The following is a 17,220-nucleotide window of genomic DNA, read 5'->3' on the forward strand; positions in this document are numbered from 1 at the left end:
TTGTTTTCTTCTTCATGTTTTTACAATCAAAACTATTCATACTATTTAAGTTGTGTCTATTACTCTATATTTTTTCATAAATATCTCCTTTTCTTTATTTATTATTGTATATAAATGTTATTTGATGACACATTAAATAACAACTTTACGATAAACTCATCGATAACAGCCTATTATGTTTTGATTCTGTATTCTAAACTTCCATCTATTTGGAGAAATACACCCAATTGGAGAAATAAGTAAATATTTTTCAGCATTTAAGGGTTCGGATCTCACAAAAAAATTCATAAAACTTTTTTCACTTTAAAGGTTAATACAATTGCAACCACATTTGTTTAAGCCTCCACCTTTTTTGAAAAAAAAGCATCTAATTCCATTTGAATTAGATGCTTACATTTAGTCCTTAGGACAAATATTCTAAACTATTTATGTACTTGTAAATCTTTTTTTATTACTTCCCAGAGTGAATTATCTTGACGCATTGGTTTACCCTCTTCATCCCATTTTATTTTTCCTGTTCCCAATTCATAATCCATCCCTGTCCATGTGTCTTCACGAAATGCATAGAATGATTTATGCCAACCTTTTTGGTTGAAGATAGAAATAAGATCTTGCATGTATTGGGTAGCTCCTGGAACAGTACGGTTAATTCCAAACTCTTCTGCAATAATTCGATTAGATGATACATGATTTTTCTTAGACCATTGTTGGATTGGCTTCAAAAATTGCTCTAATCCCTGCTTATTCCACATTACAGGTTTCTCTAAATCTCCTACTTTTACTAATCCTGGATATTGATACTCCTTATTTTGTTTTTCACCTTGACTCGTTAATTCATATGGTTCATACATATGAAATGCATATAGGGTTTTTTTATCATTTACTGGTTTTAAATATTTAAAGGCCCATGGAGTAGCATATAAACCTGAATCTAAAATAATCGGTGTTTCTTGGTCTACTTCACGAATGGAATTGATTACTTTTTGATAAAATCTGTTTAAATCCGCTGTCGTTCCCTTCACTGTTGAATACCATTTCTCATAATCTTCCGTCCAAAAATCATTATATCTATTATTTTTAGCTGTTTCTGGATGTGGTTCATTTATAATATTATAACCAACCACCGCAGGGTGATCTTTTAATTCCAGAGCAAGATCCTTCCAAAATTGACTTGCTTGTTCTTGATACTTCTCTTCTTCCCATATTCTGTCGTCATTCTTGTTATTATTAAATTGGCGCCATCGATCACCAGGTAAGGATAACATTGTAAGAACAACTTTCATTCCTTGTGATTGTGCGGCATCTAAATCCGCCTTTAATTTTTCGAAATCCTCCTTTACTAATCCCTGATAGTTATCTGCATTACCTATCAGAAAATCCTTTCCAGAAGTATCTGGTTTATCCTCAAATAGAAAATCTTTATCTTTTGCCCATTTATCAGGTGCTAAACGTACATATTCAATATTAGCTTCTTTTGCACTTTTATAGTTTTCAGGTAATGACGTACTATTCATGAAATTAGTACCCTTTCTTTTCGAATCCCAAAAACTAATTTTTGAATCGCCTTTGTGGTATGTATCAGCTCTTACATTCATTTCCTGTACTCCGAAACTCATCATGCCTAATAACGCAACAATTGGCAAAATTTTTTTCACAACTTTTCCTTCTTTCTCTTTATATTTAACACACATAACATACCTTTGTTTTGTTACAGGAATATGGCAATTTTCCAAAAATGCCTTTTTAGTTTATAAGATCGCAGCGCATTCATAAAAATGAAAGAGATAATTAGAACATTGCTTCATTTTCAAAGAAACAAAAAAGGAATCCTTTACGGATCCCTTTTTGCGATGCACTCTTTTTCAAATGGTACATTTTGCACCTATTTTTAGTATACCTTATAATTCCTATAAAATAAATAAGATTAAATGAAATTCACTTCAAATTGTGATAGAAAACATAATTAAGAAGCGCAGATAACTAAATATTATCCCTTTTATTAAATAAAAAAGATTAAATAATTCTCCCTCCAAACTAGGACCCCTTTACATTTTTTACAAATATTGTTATAATTAGATAAACCAGAGCATTACCCCATTAACAAAGGGACTCCATAATTGGAGTCCCTTTGTTAATTAGCTATTAAAAATGATAGCATGTGATTATTGTATAATTTCTTCCTTTTTTAGATCTGCATATTCTTCTACGAAATCCCATAAACCTTGCTTTTCGAAGTAAGAAATACTTTTTTCACTTCTTCTAAGAGTTTAATTGCTTCATCTTCATTAAGAGAACGTAAAATATTGAAATGATATACATACTCTTCATTTCCTAATTCCATACAAACTGCTAATCCTTTTTCAAATTGCTTTAAGAATATACAAGCTGTCCCTAATGCGTTTTCACAAGAAGCAATTTTCACCTCATATCCCATTAGCCCAAAATACCAGGAATATAGATACTTATTTTACTTTCAAAGGCTGAAACCTTGCTGCACAACTACTGAAAATAAACATAAGAAAGACGTTCAAATCCATATGGATAGAACGTCTTTTCACTTTACTTTATACAGATACTGATTTTTCACTTATTCATTTTGCATTGTACTTAAAAAATCGATAAATTCATCTTCATTTACAGGTTTACTGTAGTAATAGCCTTGAATTAGATAACATGCATTACGTTGCAACACTGTTAATTGTTCTTTCGTTTCTACCCCTTCTGCTATCACTTTCATGTTTAAAGTATGAGCAAGTGAAATAATGGTTTGTATAATTTCATCTCCATCAGTAAAAGTTCCGATCCTATTAACAAATTCTTTTGGAATTTTCAAAGTATCAATTGGATAAAGAGGCAAATACGCTAGTGAAGAATAACCTGTACCAAAATCGTCAATTGATAAATGTACACCATATGATTTTAATACTTTTAACTTCGATAAGGTTTCTTTTTCATCTACCATTGCTATTCGCTCTGTTAATTCCAAATCAATTGAATTAGCAGGTACTCCTATCTCTTCTATGGTAGATATCATTGTTTGAACAAAATCTTTCTGTTCAAACTCTATAGCTGATAAATTTATCCCCATCTTTAGATTTGAATAGCCCGCAGAATACCATTCTTTCAGTTGTCGACACGCTTTCTGTAACGTCCACTTCCCAATTGAAATAATCTGCGCCGTTTCTTCTGCGATAGGTATAAACTCAAAAGGAGAAATCAGCCCAAGCTCTGGATGTTGCCAGCGTATTAAAGCCTCTGCACCAATAACCTTACCTGCCTTACTATCAATTTGTGGTTGATACAATAAAAACAACTCATTATTTTCAATTGCATTTGGTAAATCCTGTTCTAATCGTAATCGACGAGTTACTTTTTGTGATAATGTCTCGTCATACATACAAACAGCATTGTTACCTTTTTCCTTTGCGCTATACATAGCGATATCAGCGTGTTGTAAAAGTGTAGTAGTATTTATTCCTCCAAATGGATACACTGCTATTCCTATACTAAGAGATAAGTAAAAACTATGCTGATTTACTACAAATGGTTCTTCAGTTATACGAAATAGAGTTTTACACAAATCCAATAGCTGTTGCTCTGTTTGGTTATGGACAATGATTGCAAACTCATCTCCACCTATTCTTGCTAGAGGAATAGTCGGTGACAGACATGTCCTAAAACGTTTGGCAACTTCTTTTAAAACTCTGTCACCAATCGAATGACCCAATGTATCATTAATGGTCTTAAAGCGATTTAAATCAATATACAGGAGCCCGAACTTATCCTGTGTTTTTTGTGCACGCTTAATGGATCTATCTAATTCTTGTTGGAAGAATATACGATTTCCAATCTCCGTCACCGTATCATGGAATGCAAGATAATTTATCTCATCCTGTTGTTGTTTCATCCTCGTTATGTCTTTTACCATTACATAACTCCCAAAGGTTTGTCCTTCTATCATAATAGGAACTATAGTGACATACCAAAAGAGGATATCCTTCTCATTGTTATTTTTCACACGTAACTGTAACGAAGATGAACTACATCGTTTCCCTTTCTTTATAGCCGATTCCAATTCAGATTTATCTTCATCTAAAAAAATAGAGAAGCACTCTTTCCCTATTAATGCAGCACTTTCTTTTCCTAATAACATACTTCCAGCCTGGTTTATATTTAATACGATACCATTTGAATCAATCGTTAAAATAGGATCTGGATGATACTCATATAAAGACTTAAATCTCTCTTGATTTTTTACCAAATCATTAGATTTGTTTATTAAATCCCGTGTTCTTTGAGTTACTGTTTGTTCTAATTGATTATTAAACACTTTTAAGGCCTCGGTTAAATCCTTGTTTTGCATTCGTACAATTGTATGACGAATCAGTACAAATACAAAAGCAATACAATTTCCCGTAATCAATGTAGCTGAAGAAGTTTGTTCTTTCAAAGTAAAGCCAATTAAGACTGCAACTGCAAGATAAGGAAATATGACAAGAAGTTTCTCTCCAAATGTTGGATTGACAATAAAATAATTTCTTTTAGAAGAAGTATTCTTTGGAATTGTAGCAGCAATAGCGATAAATAATAGGAAAACTCTATACAAACACCTTAATAATATAACTGAACGATCTGACAAATCATCTTGTAAGTAAAAATATAAGTAGTCCGTAATAGCCAATCCAGTTAATACTAGGATAAAAATAAACAATTTACTTTTTGCATTGAAAATAGCAGGTCGAAAGATTAGTGTAACTCCAAGTAATAGAAGCAATAAATCTATAATCGGAAAAATAAATGAAAGAAAAACATCTCCAATTGAAAAGAATAAGATATTTGCAGAAGGTTTATTAAATAGGTACCACTCTAATGTAAAAATAGCAGTAACAACAATGCATAAATCACAAAGTAAATACGCTTTCTCCCATTTGTTACATTCCATCATAATTTTATAAAAAAACGCAAAGAGAAAGAAAAATAAGAAAAACAACAAAAATACATCAGAGATACTAAAATTTTGTATTGGTAATTCTACATTAAGTACTTGAAAAGCAGATATGAAATTTCCTATCAGGAAACACCCTATCGCAATAATTATGCAAATCCAGAATACTCCTAACTTAATTTTTCTGGATAATATAGAATACAGTAATGAAATAAATACAGTAGTTTCAACAACTAAAGATGATAGCCGGATATTAAAATCTGATACGAAATAATGATTCGGAAGAACAAATAAAAATATACAGCAAAAGCTTATATAAGCTATTAAAGCCAATATCAATACATAAAATTGCACATATGCATGTTTACGCAATGGACTCACCTTCTTGAGTTTTTTCTATACTTTTATTAAGAAATGTCTTGATAGTGGCACAACTCCTACTAATTAAAATGTGTGCTACCTATTATCCATATTATGACCTTTTTAAAAGATTTTTTTCTACATACAACAGTCTTATTAACTTTTTGTAGATTTTTACAATTTCCAATACTGAGGATTCCAAAAAGGATCAGTTAAAAAATGTAGTTTTTCAAGTATTTGTGCATCGTAAATTTGGATTGTACAACTTATCTACTCTTTAAATATGAGATAAAATCTAATCCTCTATTGAATTATAGTTAGTTTCTAACTGTCACACTTAAAAAGGAATGAAAATATACTATCTTTAACATAGAAATTCGAATTAGTTTTCGAAACCAACTGTAACAATTATAGTTACAACTTAGATTGATGTCAATTTCATCTTTCCTCCTTACTCAAAGAATTATAAATAATCTAGGATTAGGTGAAGCTGAAGCTGATATTGCATCTCTCTAAAAAGAATGTTACTCTAAAAATAGAATTATGAAAGGAATGATGGATGAATAATGATTAACTAATTTATATTTTAAGTTGAATTTTATAACTTCAAACTACAAAATATAGGGTTAGTCTATCCATTTTTAAAATTCAGTTCATACTTTATTTGTCATGATTCAAATGATTAATAAGTACTTATTAAGTATAGACGAAAGACTAATCCTTCCGATTACAATTGGGGGATTTTTTTATTCCCGTTTATGTTAGTTGGAACTTATTAATTGTTAAATGTACCTAACAAATAAAGGAGCGAGAAAAATGAGTACTTCAGACACTATTGTTACACATGTAATGCTCTATATAAGTCGTTAATATCCATCAAACTTATATAGAGCAATTAAAAAATGGATGGATGTTCCGACTTTATACGAAACGTTTCGATATATAAAGGAGGAATTATTATGTCAATGATAAAAGTCCAAGATTTAACTTTTTCATACCCAGGTAGCTTTGATAATATTTTTGAAAGTGTAAACTTCCAAATAGATACGGATTGGAAGCTAGGATTTATCGGTAGAAACGGACGAGGTAAAACGACATTCTTTAATTTATTGTTAGGGAATTATGAGTATGGTGGGAAAATCCTTGCTTCGGTAGAATTCAATTACTTCCCCTACTCTGTTGCAGATAAGAACAAATTCACTCATGAAATCCTTGAAGAAATTTGTCCCCAAGCAGAAGATTGGGAATTTCTGCGTGAGATATCCTATTTAAATGTTGATGCTGAGGTCATATACAGACCATTTAAAACATTATCAAATGGGGAACAAACAAAGGTGTTGCTTGCTGCACTGTTTTTAAATGAGGGCCAATTCCTATTAATTGATGAACCAACAAATCATTTAGATACTGATGCACGAAAGATAGTCTCTGATTATCTAAGGAAGAAAAAAGGATTTATTTTAATTTCACATGACAGAATCTTTTTAGATGGGTGCGTTGACCATATCCTATCTATAAATAGAGCAAATATTGAAGTTCAGAGTGGTAACTATTCTTCTTGGAAGTTAAATTTTGATAGACAGCAAGAGCACGAAGAGGCTACAAATGAGCGTCTACAAAAAGACATAGGGAGATTAAAACAGTCTTCCAAGCGTTCAGCAAGTTGGTCTCATGATGTGGAAGCTTCAAAAAATGGAACGAGGAATTCAGGCTCTAAGTTGGATAAGGGGTTTGTAGGTCATAAAGCAGCCAAGATGATGAAAAGAGCAAAAAACCTTGAATCAAGACAACAAAAAGCTATTGAAGAAAAGTCAAAATTACTAAAAAATGTGGAGAAAACTGAGTCCTTAAAATTGGAACAATTACAATTTAAATCAAATGAATTGATTACTTTGGTTGATGTGTCCGTTAAGTACAATAACCAAATTGTGAATGATTCGATTAGCTTCATAGTTGAACAAGGTGACCGAATTGTACTTGATGGAACGAATGGGAGCGGAAAAAGTAGTATCCTAAAACTAATTCTAGGACATCCGATACAGCATACAGGCTTAGTTATTTTAGGTACAGGACTCATCATTTCCTATGTCCAACAAGATACTTCTCATTTAAGGGGATCGCTATCAGACTTTATTGAACAGCACAAGATTGATGAGACCTTATTTAAATCCATCCTACGTAAGATGGACTTTGACCGAATTCAATTTGAGAAAGATATATCTCATTATTCTGGTGGACAAAAGAAAAAACTGCTTATCGCTAAAAGCTTATGTGAAAAAGCTCATATATATATATGGGATGAACCACTAAATTTTATAGATATCTATTCCCGTATGCAAATCGAAGAGCTTATTCAACAATTTAATCCCACAATGGTTATTGTTGAGCATGATAAAGCATTTCAACAAACAGTTGCAACAAAAACTATATCTATGTAGCTCAAAACGAATACTTGAAAATATAATCAGCAAATTGAGTCATTGAATTATAAATACTTTAATGACGTGTTGAAAAAAGCCTAATTTCTCTACAATACATTGAGAAATTAGGCTTTAAATAGTAATAATAGAATTCATATACACTGAATAATTTACACGTTAGGTTTATCTGTTAATGCAGTAACAATCCTGTTCACTAAGTCTTCTGGCATCCATTCATGATTTGTATCATTCGTTTCATTTGGCCCTAAAGAATCAATAAACTTTTTAAACTTTGGAAATAAAACAATAGAAGTGATCCAATGTATCGTATGATTTATGGAGAAGAAATGAAAAACTCCTTGCTTTTCACCCTCCTGTAATATTTCTTTTAACTGTTCAAAATTACCTATGAAATACGGTTTAATCTTTTCTAATCGTGCACTTTCCTTAATAATCTCCTCATATGCCAATGATCCAATTTCAGGGTTCTCTTTTATATGTGTAGTAAAAACCGTTAAATATTCTCTAAGGGCATTGATAGGATCAAATTGATTCTTCTCAAGAAAATTGGGTAGCTCATTAGCAAGACCATATTTCTTAAACACCTCATAATATAGGTTTTCTTTCCCATTAAAATAGTAAGAGGCCATAGCAACATTCACTTTCGCTTCTTTTGCAATTTCTTGTATGCTCGTACCTTCGTAGCCACGCTCTCCAAATTTTTTCTTAGCAGCCTTTAAGATATTTTCCATCGTCTGCTCTCGAGATTTCCCCATTTCACACACCTCAAATAGTATATATTTCACTTCAAAAACCCAATAAGGACTTTGAATAGAGTATCTTTTTAATGAAATTTAATTATATATTTAAAGTGATAACTTAACAACCGATGAGGTTCTGATTACTTTAAACAATATCCCCTTGCGTAGCATCAATAGCTTTCAACTACTTTACGCTCTTTTCTAATTGAGTAAAAGAATAGACAAAAAACATCTAATTTCATCTTAATTTCGTGCGCGAATAAAAACATAATAAGGACCAAAGTTTATTTATTTTATAGATAAACTTTGGTCCTTTCGTTACATTATACAGATTTAAAATAAAGTGAAACTTTAATCAGTGGGGGTTTTGTTCATCCACCACTGATTATTAGGTGAACCAATCGGGCTGCCCGTTAATGCGGGATAAACTAGTATACTCGTATCTTGATGAGATAATTATCCATCAATCGTCCATCATTTTCTGACTAAATCTGTTTAATCTCGATATAAGGTCCTTTAATGTTTAATTTGTTAATATCATTAGATATATTGCCTACAGTTGATTTTTCATTAAAAGTATAGACCTTTTCACCATTTACAAAGATACCCCAATTTTTATCTTCGTAACTGATACCATAACCAGCATTGCTAGACGTAGCTTTGAGTTGATTTCCATTCATTGAAAGAGATAATTTCCCTTTTCCTTTGTTAAGTTTATCATTCACGCTGTTGATACTATCCATTTGTTCTTCAAGGGCTTTTTGGTTATCAAGAGTAACTTGATGATTTTTCCAGTCTAATTTATAGTGGTTCGTAAAGAATTCATTATATGTATCTTTATTATTTGTTCCCCACCATTTTGAACTTACCCATTCGATATTGTACTGATCTGAAATTCTACGATTTGTTATTTTTAAATCTGATGTAGTTTCTGTTTTATCAGCAGTAATAACCGCTACTACGTTTGGAGAAAAACCATATCCTGTTAAAGCTGGTACTGTATCTTTTGAAACAAAATTATTCGTTCCTTCATTATAACTACGTGATTTCATAAATAGTTGATTACCATAGAAAGTATTGAATGAATCACGATTATAAATTCCCCACTCTGGGAAATTAAATGATTGGAATCCTACTTTCCAATTTAATTTTTTATCTGTGTGAGTCTCTAATACCGTTTTATAATCTACTTGATCATAAGATACACTTTCTTTCCAAGCAAAGCTACCTGTGATACTTGCATCGGCATTTGGCCCTTTATCATTTACTCCTACTTTAACACTTCCACCAAGTGTATACCCTACCTCAGAAGTGACCTTTGCTGAAGTCATTGTATTAACTGGGGCAGCTTTATGGAATTGAGCACTATCACCACTTGTTATTTCTGCTTCAGTATGATAGGCTGATGGCCATTTTAAACCTGCGTTATAGTATCCGCTATTAATTGTATATTTAGCATCTATATTACTACCATCAGTGGTAACAATTGCAATCTTTTTATCTGCGTAAGGATCCTCAATAAAAGAAACTTTTATTGAATTTTTGATATTCTGCTTCATGTCATAAGTAGTTTTAAAACTATTATAGACCTTCCCACCATTTTGAAGATTTTCCACAGTTCCTTTAGAATCTGCAAATGCAGATGTTGCTTGTAAACCAAATGATCCAGACATAATAACGGACACTACCGCAACGCATTTAGCTATTTCTTTTGCTTTTTTCATGCAGACAGCCACTCCTTCTTAAACATTTAAAAGATATAAATATATTATTTCTAGTTCACAAAAATAGAGATAGATTCATAGCCATACAATATAGAAATTCATTAACTTTTATGACACTAACTAAAAACACATGTTTCACTAATCTTCCTCTCACTATTATTGATAACTATTATCAACATTATTAAAACATAAAATAACGATTTAAACAACAATTTTAAATACAAATTTAAAATTGTTGTTTGAAAAACTGCAAAAAAATTATAGAATTCTTCATTTCGAGAATTACTATATTTTCAATTACTTATTACAGCCTATATTCAGATACATTATTTCCTTTCCATTCATAATAATCTAAAATTCCTTCATAAATGGCTTCTGCTGCAATTTGTCTGCCATTTTCCGTAGATAATTTACTGTAATCAATACCATTATCTATAAACGCCAGTTCCGTCAACACAGCTGGCATGTCATTTTCTCTTATAACATGAAGGTCTCCATGTTTAACTCCTCTATCTCGTGTTTGAAGTGCCTCTACTAAACGTGTTTGAATTTTTTCCGCTAAAACACGACTTTCTTCCACATGAGGATTTGTTTTTTCGGATTTAGAAGATTTATAGTAATATGTTTCTGTCCCTTTTGCATTACCATTAAAAGCATTTGCATGTACGCTTATAAAGATATCACCCTGATTTTTCTTAGCAAATTTAACACGTTCCTGTAAAGAACTTTTTTGATCATGTCCTGGTCTATTATCAGATTGACGAGTTAATAAAACTGTAAATGGTGTATGCTTTTCAAGTAATTGTTGTAGACGTAAAGAAGTGTCTAGTACAATCTTACTTTCAGGTAATCCCTTTGTGGATTTCCCAGGATCTTCGCCACCATGTCCAGGATCAATAATGATTATTTTGCTTTCTAATGGGTTTTTTGGACGATGTTGCATCATATCTGTTTTTGCAGTAAGTTGAGCAGCTTCAGCACGTGTTATAAATCTATTTGGTTGCCAACCGTTCTCAGTACCATTAGAAATTTTCAAACCGATTAAAATATTGGCATATTTTTCTCCCCAATGGCCTTTTAAATCTTCAAATTTAACCTGCTCGTTATGATTTGGTGTGCTTTGTAGTTTATATGCATTTACTAGCATCGTAGCCATAGCAGCGCGAGTTACTTTTCCAGATGGATTGAAGATTCCATTACCCTCACCTTTAACAATACCAGCTTTTTCAGCAGCAGCAATATACGGAGTAGCCCAGTGGTTTTGTGAATCTGTAAATGATGGTTTTGCATTAGAGTCAATTTGTATACCTAAAACTTTTGTCATAATTTTTGTAGCTGAAGCTCTGTCTAATGAGTCATTTGAACCGAAAGTTCCGTCTGGATAGCCATTCAATACCTGTTTATCAACTAAATAATTAACGGATTTGTCCGCCCATGCAGGAACATCTGGGAACTTATGAGTATTTGCAAATGTATTAGATGAGTAGGATAATAAACTTCCAGCAAGAATTCCTGTAGCAATTAATTTGTATTTCAAAATGAACACCTCTATCAAGTTATTACAATTTGGTAAATATATCATTTATAATTAATCTTTAAATAATACGACCTTGAATAAAGAATAGATTAATTCGTTAATATTAATATATAACGGATAACGAATTTAAAATCGAACTATTACTCTAAAAATAATCCTCGGACATACACTTATAGATAGAGATTATTAAATATGCTCACCAACATCGTGTAACCAGTATAGTTACTTATACATACGAGTGTCAATTAAAATAACCTTACAATTTTGTAAGATAACCACCTTAATAGTAAACCAAGTAATTATTAAATATTATAAATAGTTACTAGATATAATAAAATAACAATCTTAAATTTTGAACAAAGACTAATTATTTTAATAGGAAAATAACTTATAACAACCGCATTTTCAACAATGCTTTTGAATCCTACTTTACTCTATAATTCTCTGTTATATCCCAACGTGAATGCTCCTATAATATAGGCGATTGCTGCAATGAATACTAGTATTTCCTCAAAAAACATCTCTAGAAGCCACCTAAAGTAGCCTTTATTAATACACTCACACAATCCATCTTTTCACTCCCTTAAGACATCCTCAAATTTTACAAGGACTGAAAAAAGAAGAGGGATACCTTCCCTCTTCACCAAAAAATTAAAAAACACCTTAATTTATATCCCCTGCCTTTTACAATCTCACGTCTATTGATAGCCAGTTTAATTCTTCAATTCTATTTTCATAGATTCATGTATTCTTCTAAAGTCTGCTTTTGTTTATATATATTTTCAGCAATATCTCCTACATAGCGAATATGCCAAGGTTCATAGGCATAACCTGTAATACTTTCCTTTCCCTTAGGATAACGAATGATAAACCCTGCGCGATGCGCGTTTTCTTTCAGCCATTTTCCTTCCTTCGTATTAGCAAAGGATAACTCTAGTTCATTGTTCGCACTTTTAGAAGAAACGTCCATTGTTAACCCTGTTTGATGTTCGCTATGTCCTGGTTTTGCCGAGAAGCGATCCGTATGCTCTTGTCCTTTTCTTTTCACATTGTTTGCATACAGTCGTTGTTGATAGTCATAGGAACGAAATCCCGAAACAGCATTTAACTGAATCCCCTCCTGCTTTGCTAAATCAAATAACTTTTCCAGTGCTTCTGCCGCCTCTTTACGGAGGTGGCTCTTTTCTACCGTTCCACTAAATGAGAATGGTACATTTGGTACAACTAAATCCTCTGGTTTATAGTCTTCGGGTAATCCATATTCCTTATTAACTACAGCCTGTATACTAGCAAAAGAACTTTCATTGTATTTTGATTGCCCTTTTCCTCTACTATCTTTCTCTTTATTTATGGAGTTTTCACGAGATTCATAGTTCGTCTTATCTGGTTCTTTACCAATAGATTGATTGGTGTAAATTATAAAGATACCTAACATCATAATTACACAAATGAAAATCCCTACTAATTTAAGTCTCATTATTCATTTCCTTCCTGCAACTCTTACTATTTCTCGTTCATAATATCTCAACCATATCAAATTCATATTAATTTGAAGTGAACTTTTGTTCTTACCATATTTCTTAATAGAAAGACTGTATATCCTTCTATTTGTTTGACATCATTAAGATGCTCACAAATATAAATAAATTCTATTCCTACATATAGATAAAAAATCTAAAAATTTATATAATAAGATTAGAAGTGTAGCGTATTATTATTGAAGGGTCTTGGTATAATGCTAGGCATTAATGTAAAAAAAACAAATGAAGAGTTAATTATTTCATGGCAATTGGCGGAGATTACAATTCCATTACGTGATGTGATTGAGATTACCGAAGATGCTACCTATGCTGGTGTTGAGGAAGTAGATGTCATACGTATTGGAACAGCTTATGGAACAACAGACCGTATTTTAATTAAAACAGTAAAACAAAATTATGTATTATTTACTACAAATAAATTTGCTATTTTAAATGCCATTCACGCTTAAATATAGGAGTCTTCTTGGCTAAAATGATAAAAATAAGCACATCTTGTTATAAAAACAGATGTGCTTATTTTTTAATTTCTATGCATTTTTACGTTTTAAGAAAATCACTCCACCAACAATTAACAGTAATGCGCCTGCAGCCATAGAGATCCAACTTGTAAGATTAGTACCTGTTTGCGGTAACCATCCAATTTTAGATTGAATTTCTTGCTTAGGTTGTGGTTGTTCTTTTACTTGCTCGTTAGGCTGCTCTGGTGTTGGAGTATTTTTATCTGAATTTGGCTGTTCTGGTTTAGGTTGTTCCGGCTTTACCTCTTTAAATTTCACTGTTTGTCCCTTATCTTCAATTTCAGCGTGAATAGCTACTAATATATTATCTTGATACAGTTCTTCAAACACTACTACTTCTTTACCTTGTAATGCAGAAGCATTAAATGTGAAATCTAGTGTGATAGAACCATTCTTCTCTTTAGCAATAAACTTAGATTCTACTGTTACTTCTTTACCATCAACTAATAATGGCTTGTTTGTTGCTTTATCCATTAGTTTACCTTTTACAACATACTCTTTACCCACGATTAAGTCTTTGTATTCCACTTTATCTTGGATTGTTACAGATTTAGAAGCGTCTAACTCTTTAGAACCATCAGCTTTGTTTATAGCTGTCGTTTTAATAGAAGGTTCTACAAATCGAACTGTTTGACCTACATCGTTAATGTCAGCATGCGTTGTAATTACTTGCCCTTCATGTAATAAGTCTTCAAACACGACTACTTCTCTTCCTTGCTGTTCAGCACCAACAAAAGTAAAGTCTAATGTTACAAAACCGTTCTTTTCTTTTGCAGTAAACTTCGTTTCAGCTGTTACTTCTTTTCCATCAATTAATAATGGTTTGTTAATAGCTTTGTTCATTAGTTTACCTTTTACAGTGTACTCTTTACCTACAACTAAGTTAGTATACTCCACTTTGTCTTGAATAGTGATAGAATCCTTTGAATGAATCTCTTTTCCACCATCAGCTTTGTTTGTTGCTGTCGTTTTTACTGATGGCTTAACGAACTTAACTGTTTGACCTTTATCATTGATATCAGCATGTGTTGTAACAGTTTTTCCTTCTTTCAATAACTCTTCGAATACTACTACCTCTTTTTCTTCTAAACCAGTTGCATCAAATGTGAAGTCTAATGTAATAGAGCCATTTGCTTCTTTTGGTGTAAACTTCGTTTCAGCTGTTACTTCTTTACCATTTACAACTAATGGTTTATTAGTCTCTTTATTCATTAATTTACCTTTTAAAGTGTATTCTTTACCTACTTGTAGGTCTTTGTATTCCACTTTATCTTGGATTGTTACAGACTTAGACGTGTGCATTTCTTTTGTGCCATCTGTTTTATCAGTAGCTGTTGTTTTTATTGAAGGAATCTTTTCATCTTTGACAATGTGTTTAATGATTTGACCATTCTCTTTAATTTCAAAAGAGAACGTTTCTTCATTTAATACATAACCTTTTGGTGCAACAGTTTCTTTATATGTGTATTTTCCAAATGGTAATTTTTCAAATTTAGCGATTCCTTTATCGTCTGTTTTTCCTTTTACTACTTCTTTTCCTGCTTCGTTATAAATCGTAAATTCTGCATTTGGAAGCTTGTTATTTCCATCAGCTACATCTACCTTTGTAATTTCTAGATCACCTTTGATAAGATGATTAACTGCCAATAACTCAATAATCTTCCCATGTTCCTTTATTTCGAACAGAATTGGTTCTTTAACAAGAACGTAACCATTTGGAGAAGCCTTTTCTACAAATGAATATTTACCATACGCTAAATCTTTGACGTTAATCTCGCCATTTTTATCTGTCTTATATTCCCCAACTACTTTTCCACTTTCATCTTTCAATTCAAATACTGCACTTTCTAATTTTTTGCTAATATCTTCATTATCTACTTTTAGTAATTTTACACTACCTTTCACTTCGGTATTTTCCACTGTAAAAGTAAGTGTTTTATTGTGCTCTTTAATTTCAAAAGGATACTTTGTTTTATTTCCAATATATCCATTAGGTGTTTTTGTCTCTAAGAAATAATACTTACCATACGTAAGACCTTCAACGTTTGCAATTCCATTTTCTTTTGTTACTACTTTTTGCACTTCTTTTCCATCTTCAGTAAAGACTGTGAATTCAACATTTGGTAAAACCTTTCCTGAATCACTGAGCTTTTTAATTTCGATGTTACCTTTTACTTTGTTATTTACTATTTGGACAGCTCCTGTTTCTCCTGTCTTAACTTCAATAGTTTGTGGTTTATCATCTGAAACATATCCTGTTGGTGCTTTAATTTCTTTTAATGTGTAAGTACCAATTGGTAAGTTGTTTAATTCTGCCATACCATCAGCACCAGTCGTAATTTTTCCAACTGATTCATTATTTGCATTAAAGACCTCAAATACTGCACCAGCTAAAACTTCTCCACTTTCTCCAACCTTTTTAATTTTTAAAGAACCAGCTGCTTCCCAATTTACTGCAAGATCACTACTAAGCTTTTCTTCATTTCTTTCTAATAATACTGTAGCGTTCTGAACAGTATCCGTACCACGGTAAGCAATTGCTTGAACTTTAGTTAAATTAGCAGCTACACTTAAATTAAATTCACCCGTTTTTGTATTCTTAGGAATTTGGATACGAAATTTTTCTCCAACTGAAAGCTGATCTTTCACTTCTCCATTTTCACTAACAATTCTAACTCCATTAGGTGCATTTTTCGCTACTACCTTATAAGAACCACTCTTAGCATTTGTTTGTACTGAATATAGATTTGTTTCGAAGAATTCACCCTTTAATTCTGCTTTTTGCTTTTCAGCAGGAATCACATTCATAAAAACATCTTGAGTCTCTTCACTATTGTTAGCATTACTAATAATAGCCTTAGCTGCTTTTTCAACATTTTTATTCTCATGTTTTAATTCATTTACATCGAGTTGACCTAATGCATTCCAAACCGCAAGTTGCGTTGCATAATGCGCTTCATTTTTATTAGCTACTCCCAGCTGTTCAGCACTTTTTTGTGGGAAACCATTTAATAAGACTCTATATACTACATTATCTGTTTTCCCCATTTCAGGAAGATCTTCACCATTTGGTGATTTTAATCCAAGAGTTAAGCAATAAGCAATTTGACCACTTGAATTTTTAATCATTTCAGTGCGAATGTACTTACCTAGACTATTACTATAACTCCAGTCCATTGAATATTTCTCATGCGTCATAACCTCTGCACTAGCCCTAGGTAAAAATACATTAAGGAATAATGCCAGTACTGATAATAATGTAAAAACTCTTATAATGACTCTCTTACCCAATTTTGTAACCTCCCTAGAATAAATTAATCCGAGTATATATCGCAATATCTAAAACATTCACGATCGACCCGATTATCATTATAAAACAATAAATTACAAATATTAAATAATTTTAATGAAATA

Annotated in this window: 10 protein-coding genes; 2 read left to right on the plus strand and 8 right to left on the minus strand. The window is 31.8% G+C overall.

Annotated elements, in window-relative coordinates; translation table 11 throughout:
* Positions 1 to 422: 422 nt before the first annotated feature.
* The 3 genes from AC241_RS17250 to AC241_RS17260 all read right to left on the minus strand — a co-directional run bounded on the left by AC241_RS17250 (position 423) and on the right by AC241_RS17260 (position 5,317).
* A complete protein-coding gene (locus AC241_RS17250) occupies positions 423 to 1,691 on the minus strand; it encodes a glycoside hydrolase family 5 protein (protein ID WP_050844869.1) in 1,269 nt (422 codons plus the stop codon).
* Positions 1,692 to 2,203: 512 nt separating this feature from the next.
* Positions 2,204 to 2,434, minus strand: a complete 231-nt coding sequence (locus AC241_RS17255) for a hypothetical protein (protein ID WP_042969022.1) — start codon at positions 2,432 to 2,434, stop codon at positions 2,204 to 2,206.
* A gap of 153 nt (positions 2,435 to 2,587) precedes the next feature.
* The gene (locus tag AC241_RS17260) at positions 2,588 to 5,317 is read right to left on the minus strand and encodes a sensor domain-containing protein (protein ID WP_029442979.1); all 2,730 of its coding nucleotides are present in this window, start codon (positions 5,315 to 5,317) and stop codon (positions 2,588 to 2,590) included.
* A 947-nt stretch (positions 5,318 to 6,264) separates the two neighbouring features.
* Between AC241_RS17260 and AC241_RS17265 the strand changes: the two genes are divergently transcribed.
* Entirely contained in the window at positions 6,265 to 7,743 is a 1,479-nt protein-coding gene (locus AC241_RS17265; protein ID WP_050844389.1) for an Lsa family ABC-F type ribosomal protection protein, read from the plus strand.
* Between the two features lie 152 nt (positions 7,744 to 7,895).
* On the opposite strand, the gene hlyIIR is transcribed toward AC241_RS17265, so the two are convergent.
* The 4 genes from hlyIIR to AC241_RS17285 form a co-directional block, all read right to left on the minus strand.
* Positions 7,896 to 8,501, minus strand: coding sequence for a hemolysin II regulator HlyIIR (gene hlyIIR, locus AC241_RS17270; RefSeq protein WP_016080734.1), 606 nt, complete (start codon positions 8,499 to 8,501; stop codon positions 7,896 to 7,898).
* A 470-nt stretch (positions 8,502 to 8,971) separates the two neighbouring features.
* The gene (gene hlyII / locus AC241_RS17275; RefSeq protein ID WP_029442981.1) at positions 8,972 to 10,210 is read right to left on the minus strand and encodes a hemolysin II HlyII; all 1,239 of its coding nucleotides are present in this window, start codon (positions 10,208 to 10,210) and stop codon (positions 8,972 to 8,974) included.
* Between the two features lie 304 nt (positions 10,211 to 10,514).
* On the minus strand, positions 10,515 to 11,747 hold the full coding sequence (locus tag AC241_RS17280; protein ID WP_016080733.1) for an N-acetylmuramoyl-L-alanine amidase: 1,233 nt from the start codon (positions 11,745 to 11,747) through the stop codon (positions 10,515 to 10,517).
* A 733-nt stretch (positions 11,748 to 12,480) separates the two neighbouring features.
* Entirely contained in the window at positions 12,481 to 13,224 is a 744-nt protein-coding gene (locus tag AC241_RS17285; protein WP_029442983.1) for a M15 family metallopeptidase, read from the minus strand.
* Positions 13,225 to 13,482: 258 nt separating this feature from the next.
* Here AC241_RS17285 and AC241_RS17290 point away from each other — a divergent pair, with 258 nt between their 5' ends.
* On the plus strand, positions 13,483 to 13,737 hold the full coding sequence (locus tag AC241_RS17290) for a SunI/YnzG family protein (RefSeq protein WP_000900689.1): 255 nt from the start codon (positions 13,483 to 13,485) through the stop codon (positions 13,735 to 13,737).
* Positions 13,738 to 13,815: 78 nt separating this feature from the next.
* On the opposite strand, the gene AC241_RS17295 is transcribed toward AC241_RS17290, so the two are convergent.
* Entirely contained in the window at positions 13,816 to 17,097 is a 3,282-nt protein-coding gene (locus AC241_RS17295; protein ID WP_050844390.1) for a VaFE repeat-containing surface-anchored protein, read from the minus strand.
* Positions 17,098 to 17,220: the final 123 nt, after the last annotated feature.

This window comes from Bacillus thuringiensis (genome assembly GCF_001182785.1).
GTDB lineage: Bacteria > Bacillota > Bacilli > Bacillales > Bacillaceae_G > Bacillus_A > Bacillus_A thuringiensis_S.

Excerpts from the sequence above, each read along its gene's own strand:
- AC241_RS17290 (WP_000900689.1), top strand. The coding sequence starts at position 13,483 with ATGCTAGGCATTAATGTAAAAAAAACAAATGAAGAGTTAATTATTTCA.
- AC241_RS17285 (WP_029442983.1), bottom strand. The coding sequence starts at position 13,224 with ATGAGACTTAAATTAGTAGGGATTTTCATTTGTGTAATTATGATGTTA.
- hlyII (WP_029442981.1), bottom strand. The coding sequence starts at position 10,210 with ATGAAAAAAGCAAAAGAAATAGCTAAATGCGTTGCGGTAGTGTCCGTT.
- AC241_RS17265 (WP_050844389.1), top strand. The coding sequence starts at position 6,265 with ATGTCAATGATAAAAGTCCAAGATTTAACTTTTTCATACCCAGGTAGC.
- AC241_RS17250 (WP_050844869.1), bottom strand. The coding sequence starts at position 1,691 with ATGTGTGTTAAATATAAAGAGAAAGAAGGAAAAGTTGTGAAAAAAATT.
- AC241_RS17255 (WP_042969022.1), bottom strand. The coding sequence starts at position 2,434 with ATGGGATATGAGGTGAAAATTGCTTCTTGTGAAAACGCATTAGGGACA.
- hlyIIR (WP_016080734.1), bottom strand. The coding sequence starts at position 8,501 with ATGGGGAAATCTCGAGAGCAGACGATGGAAAATATCTTAAAGGCTGCT.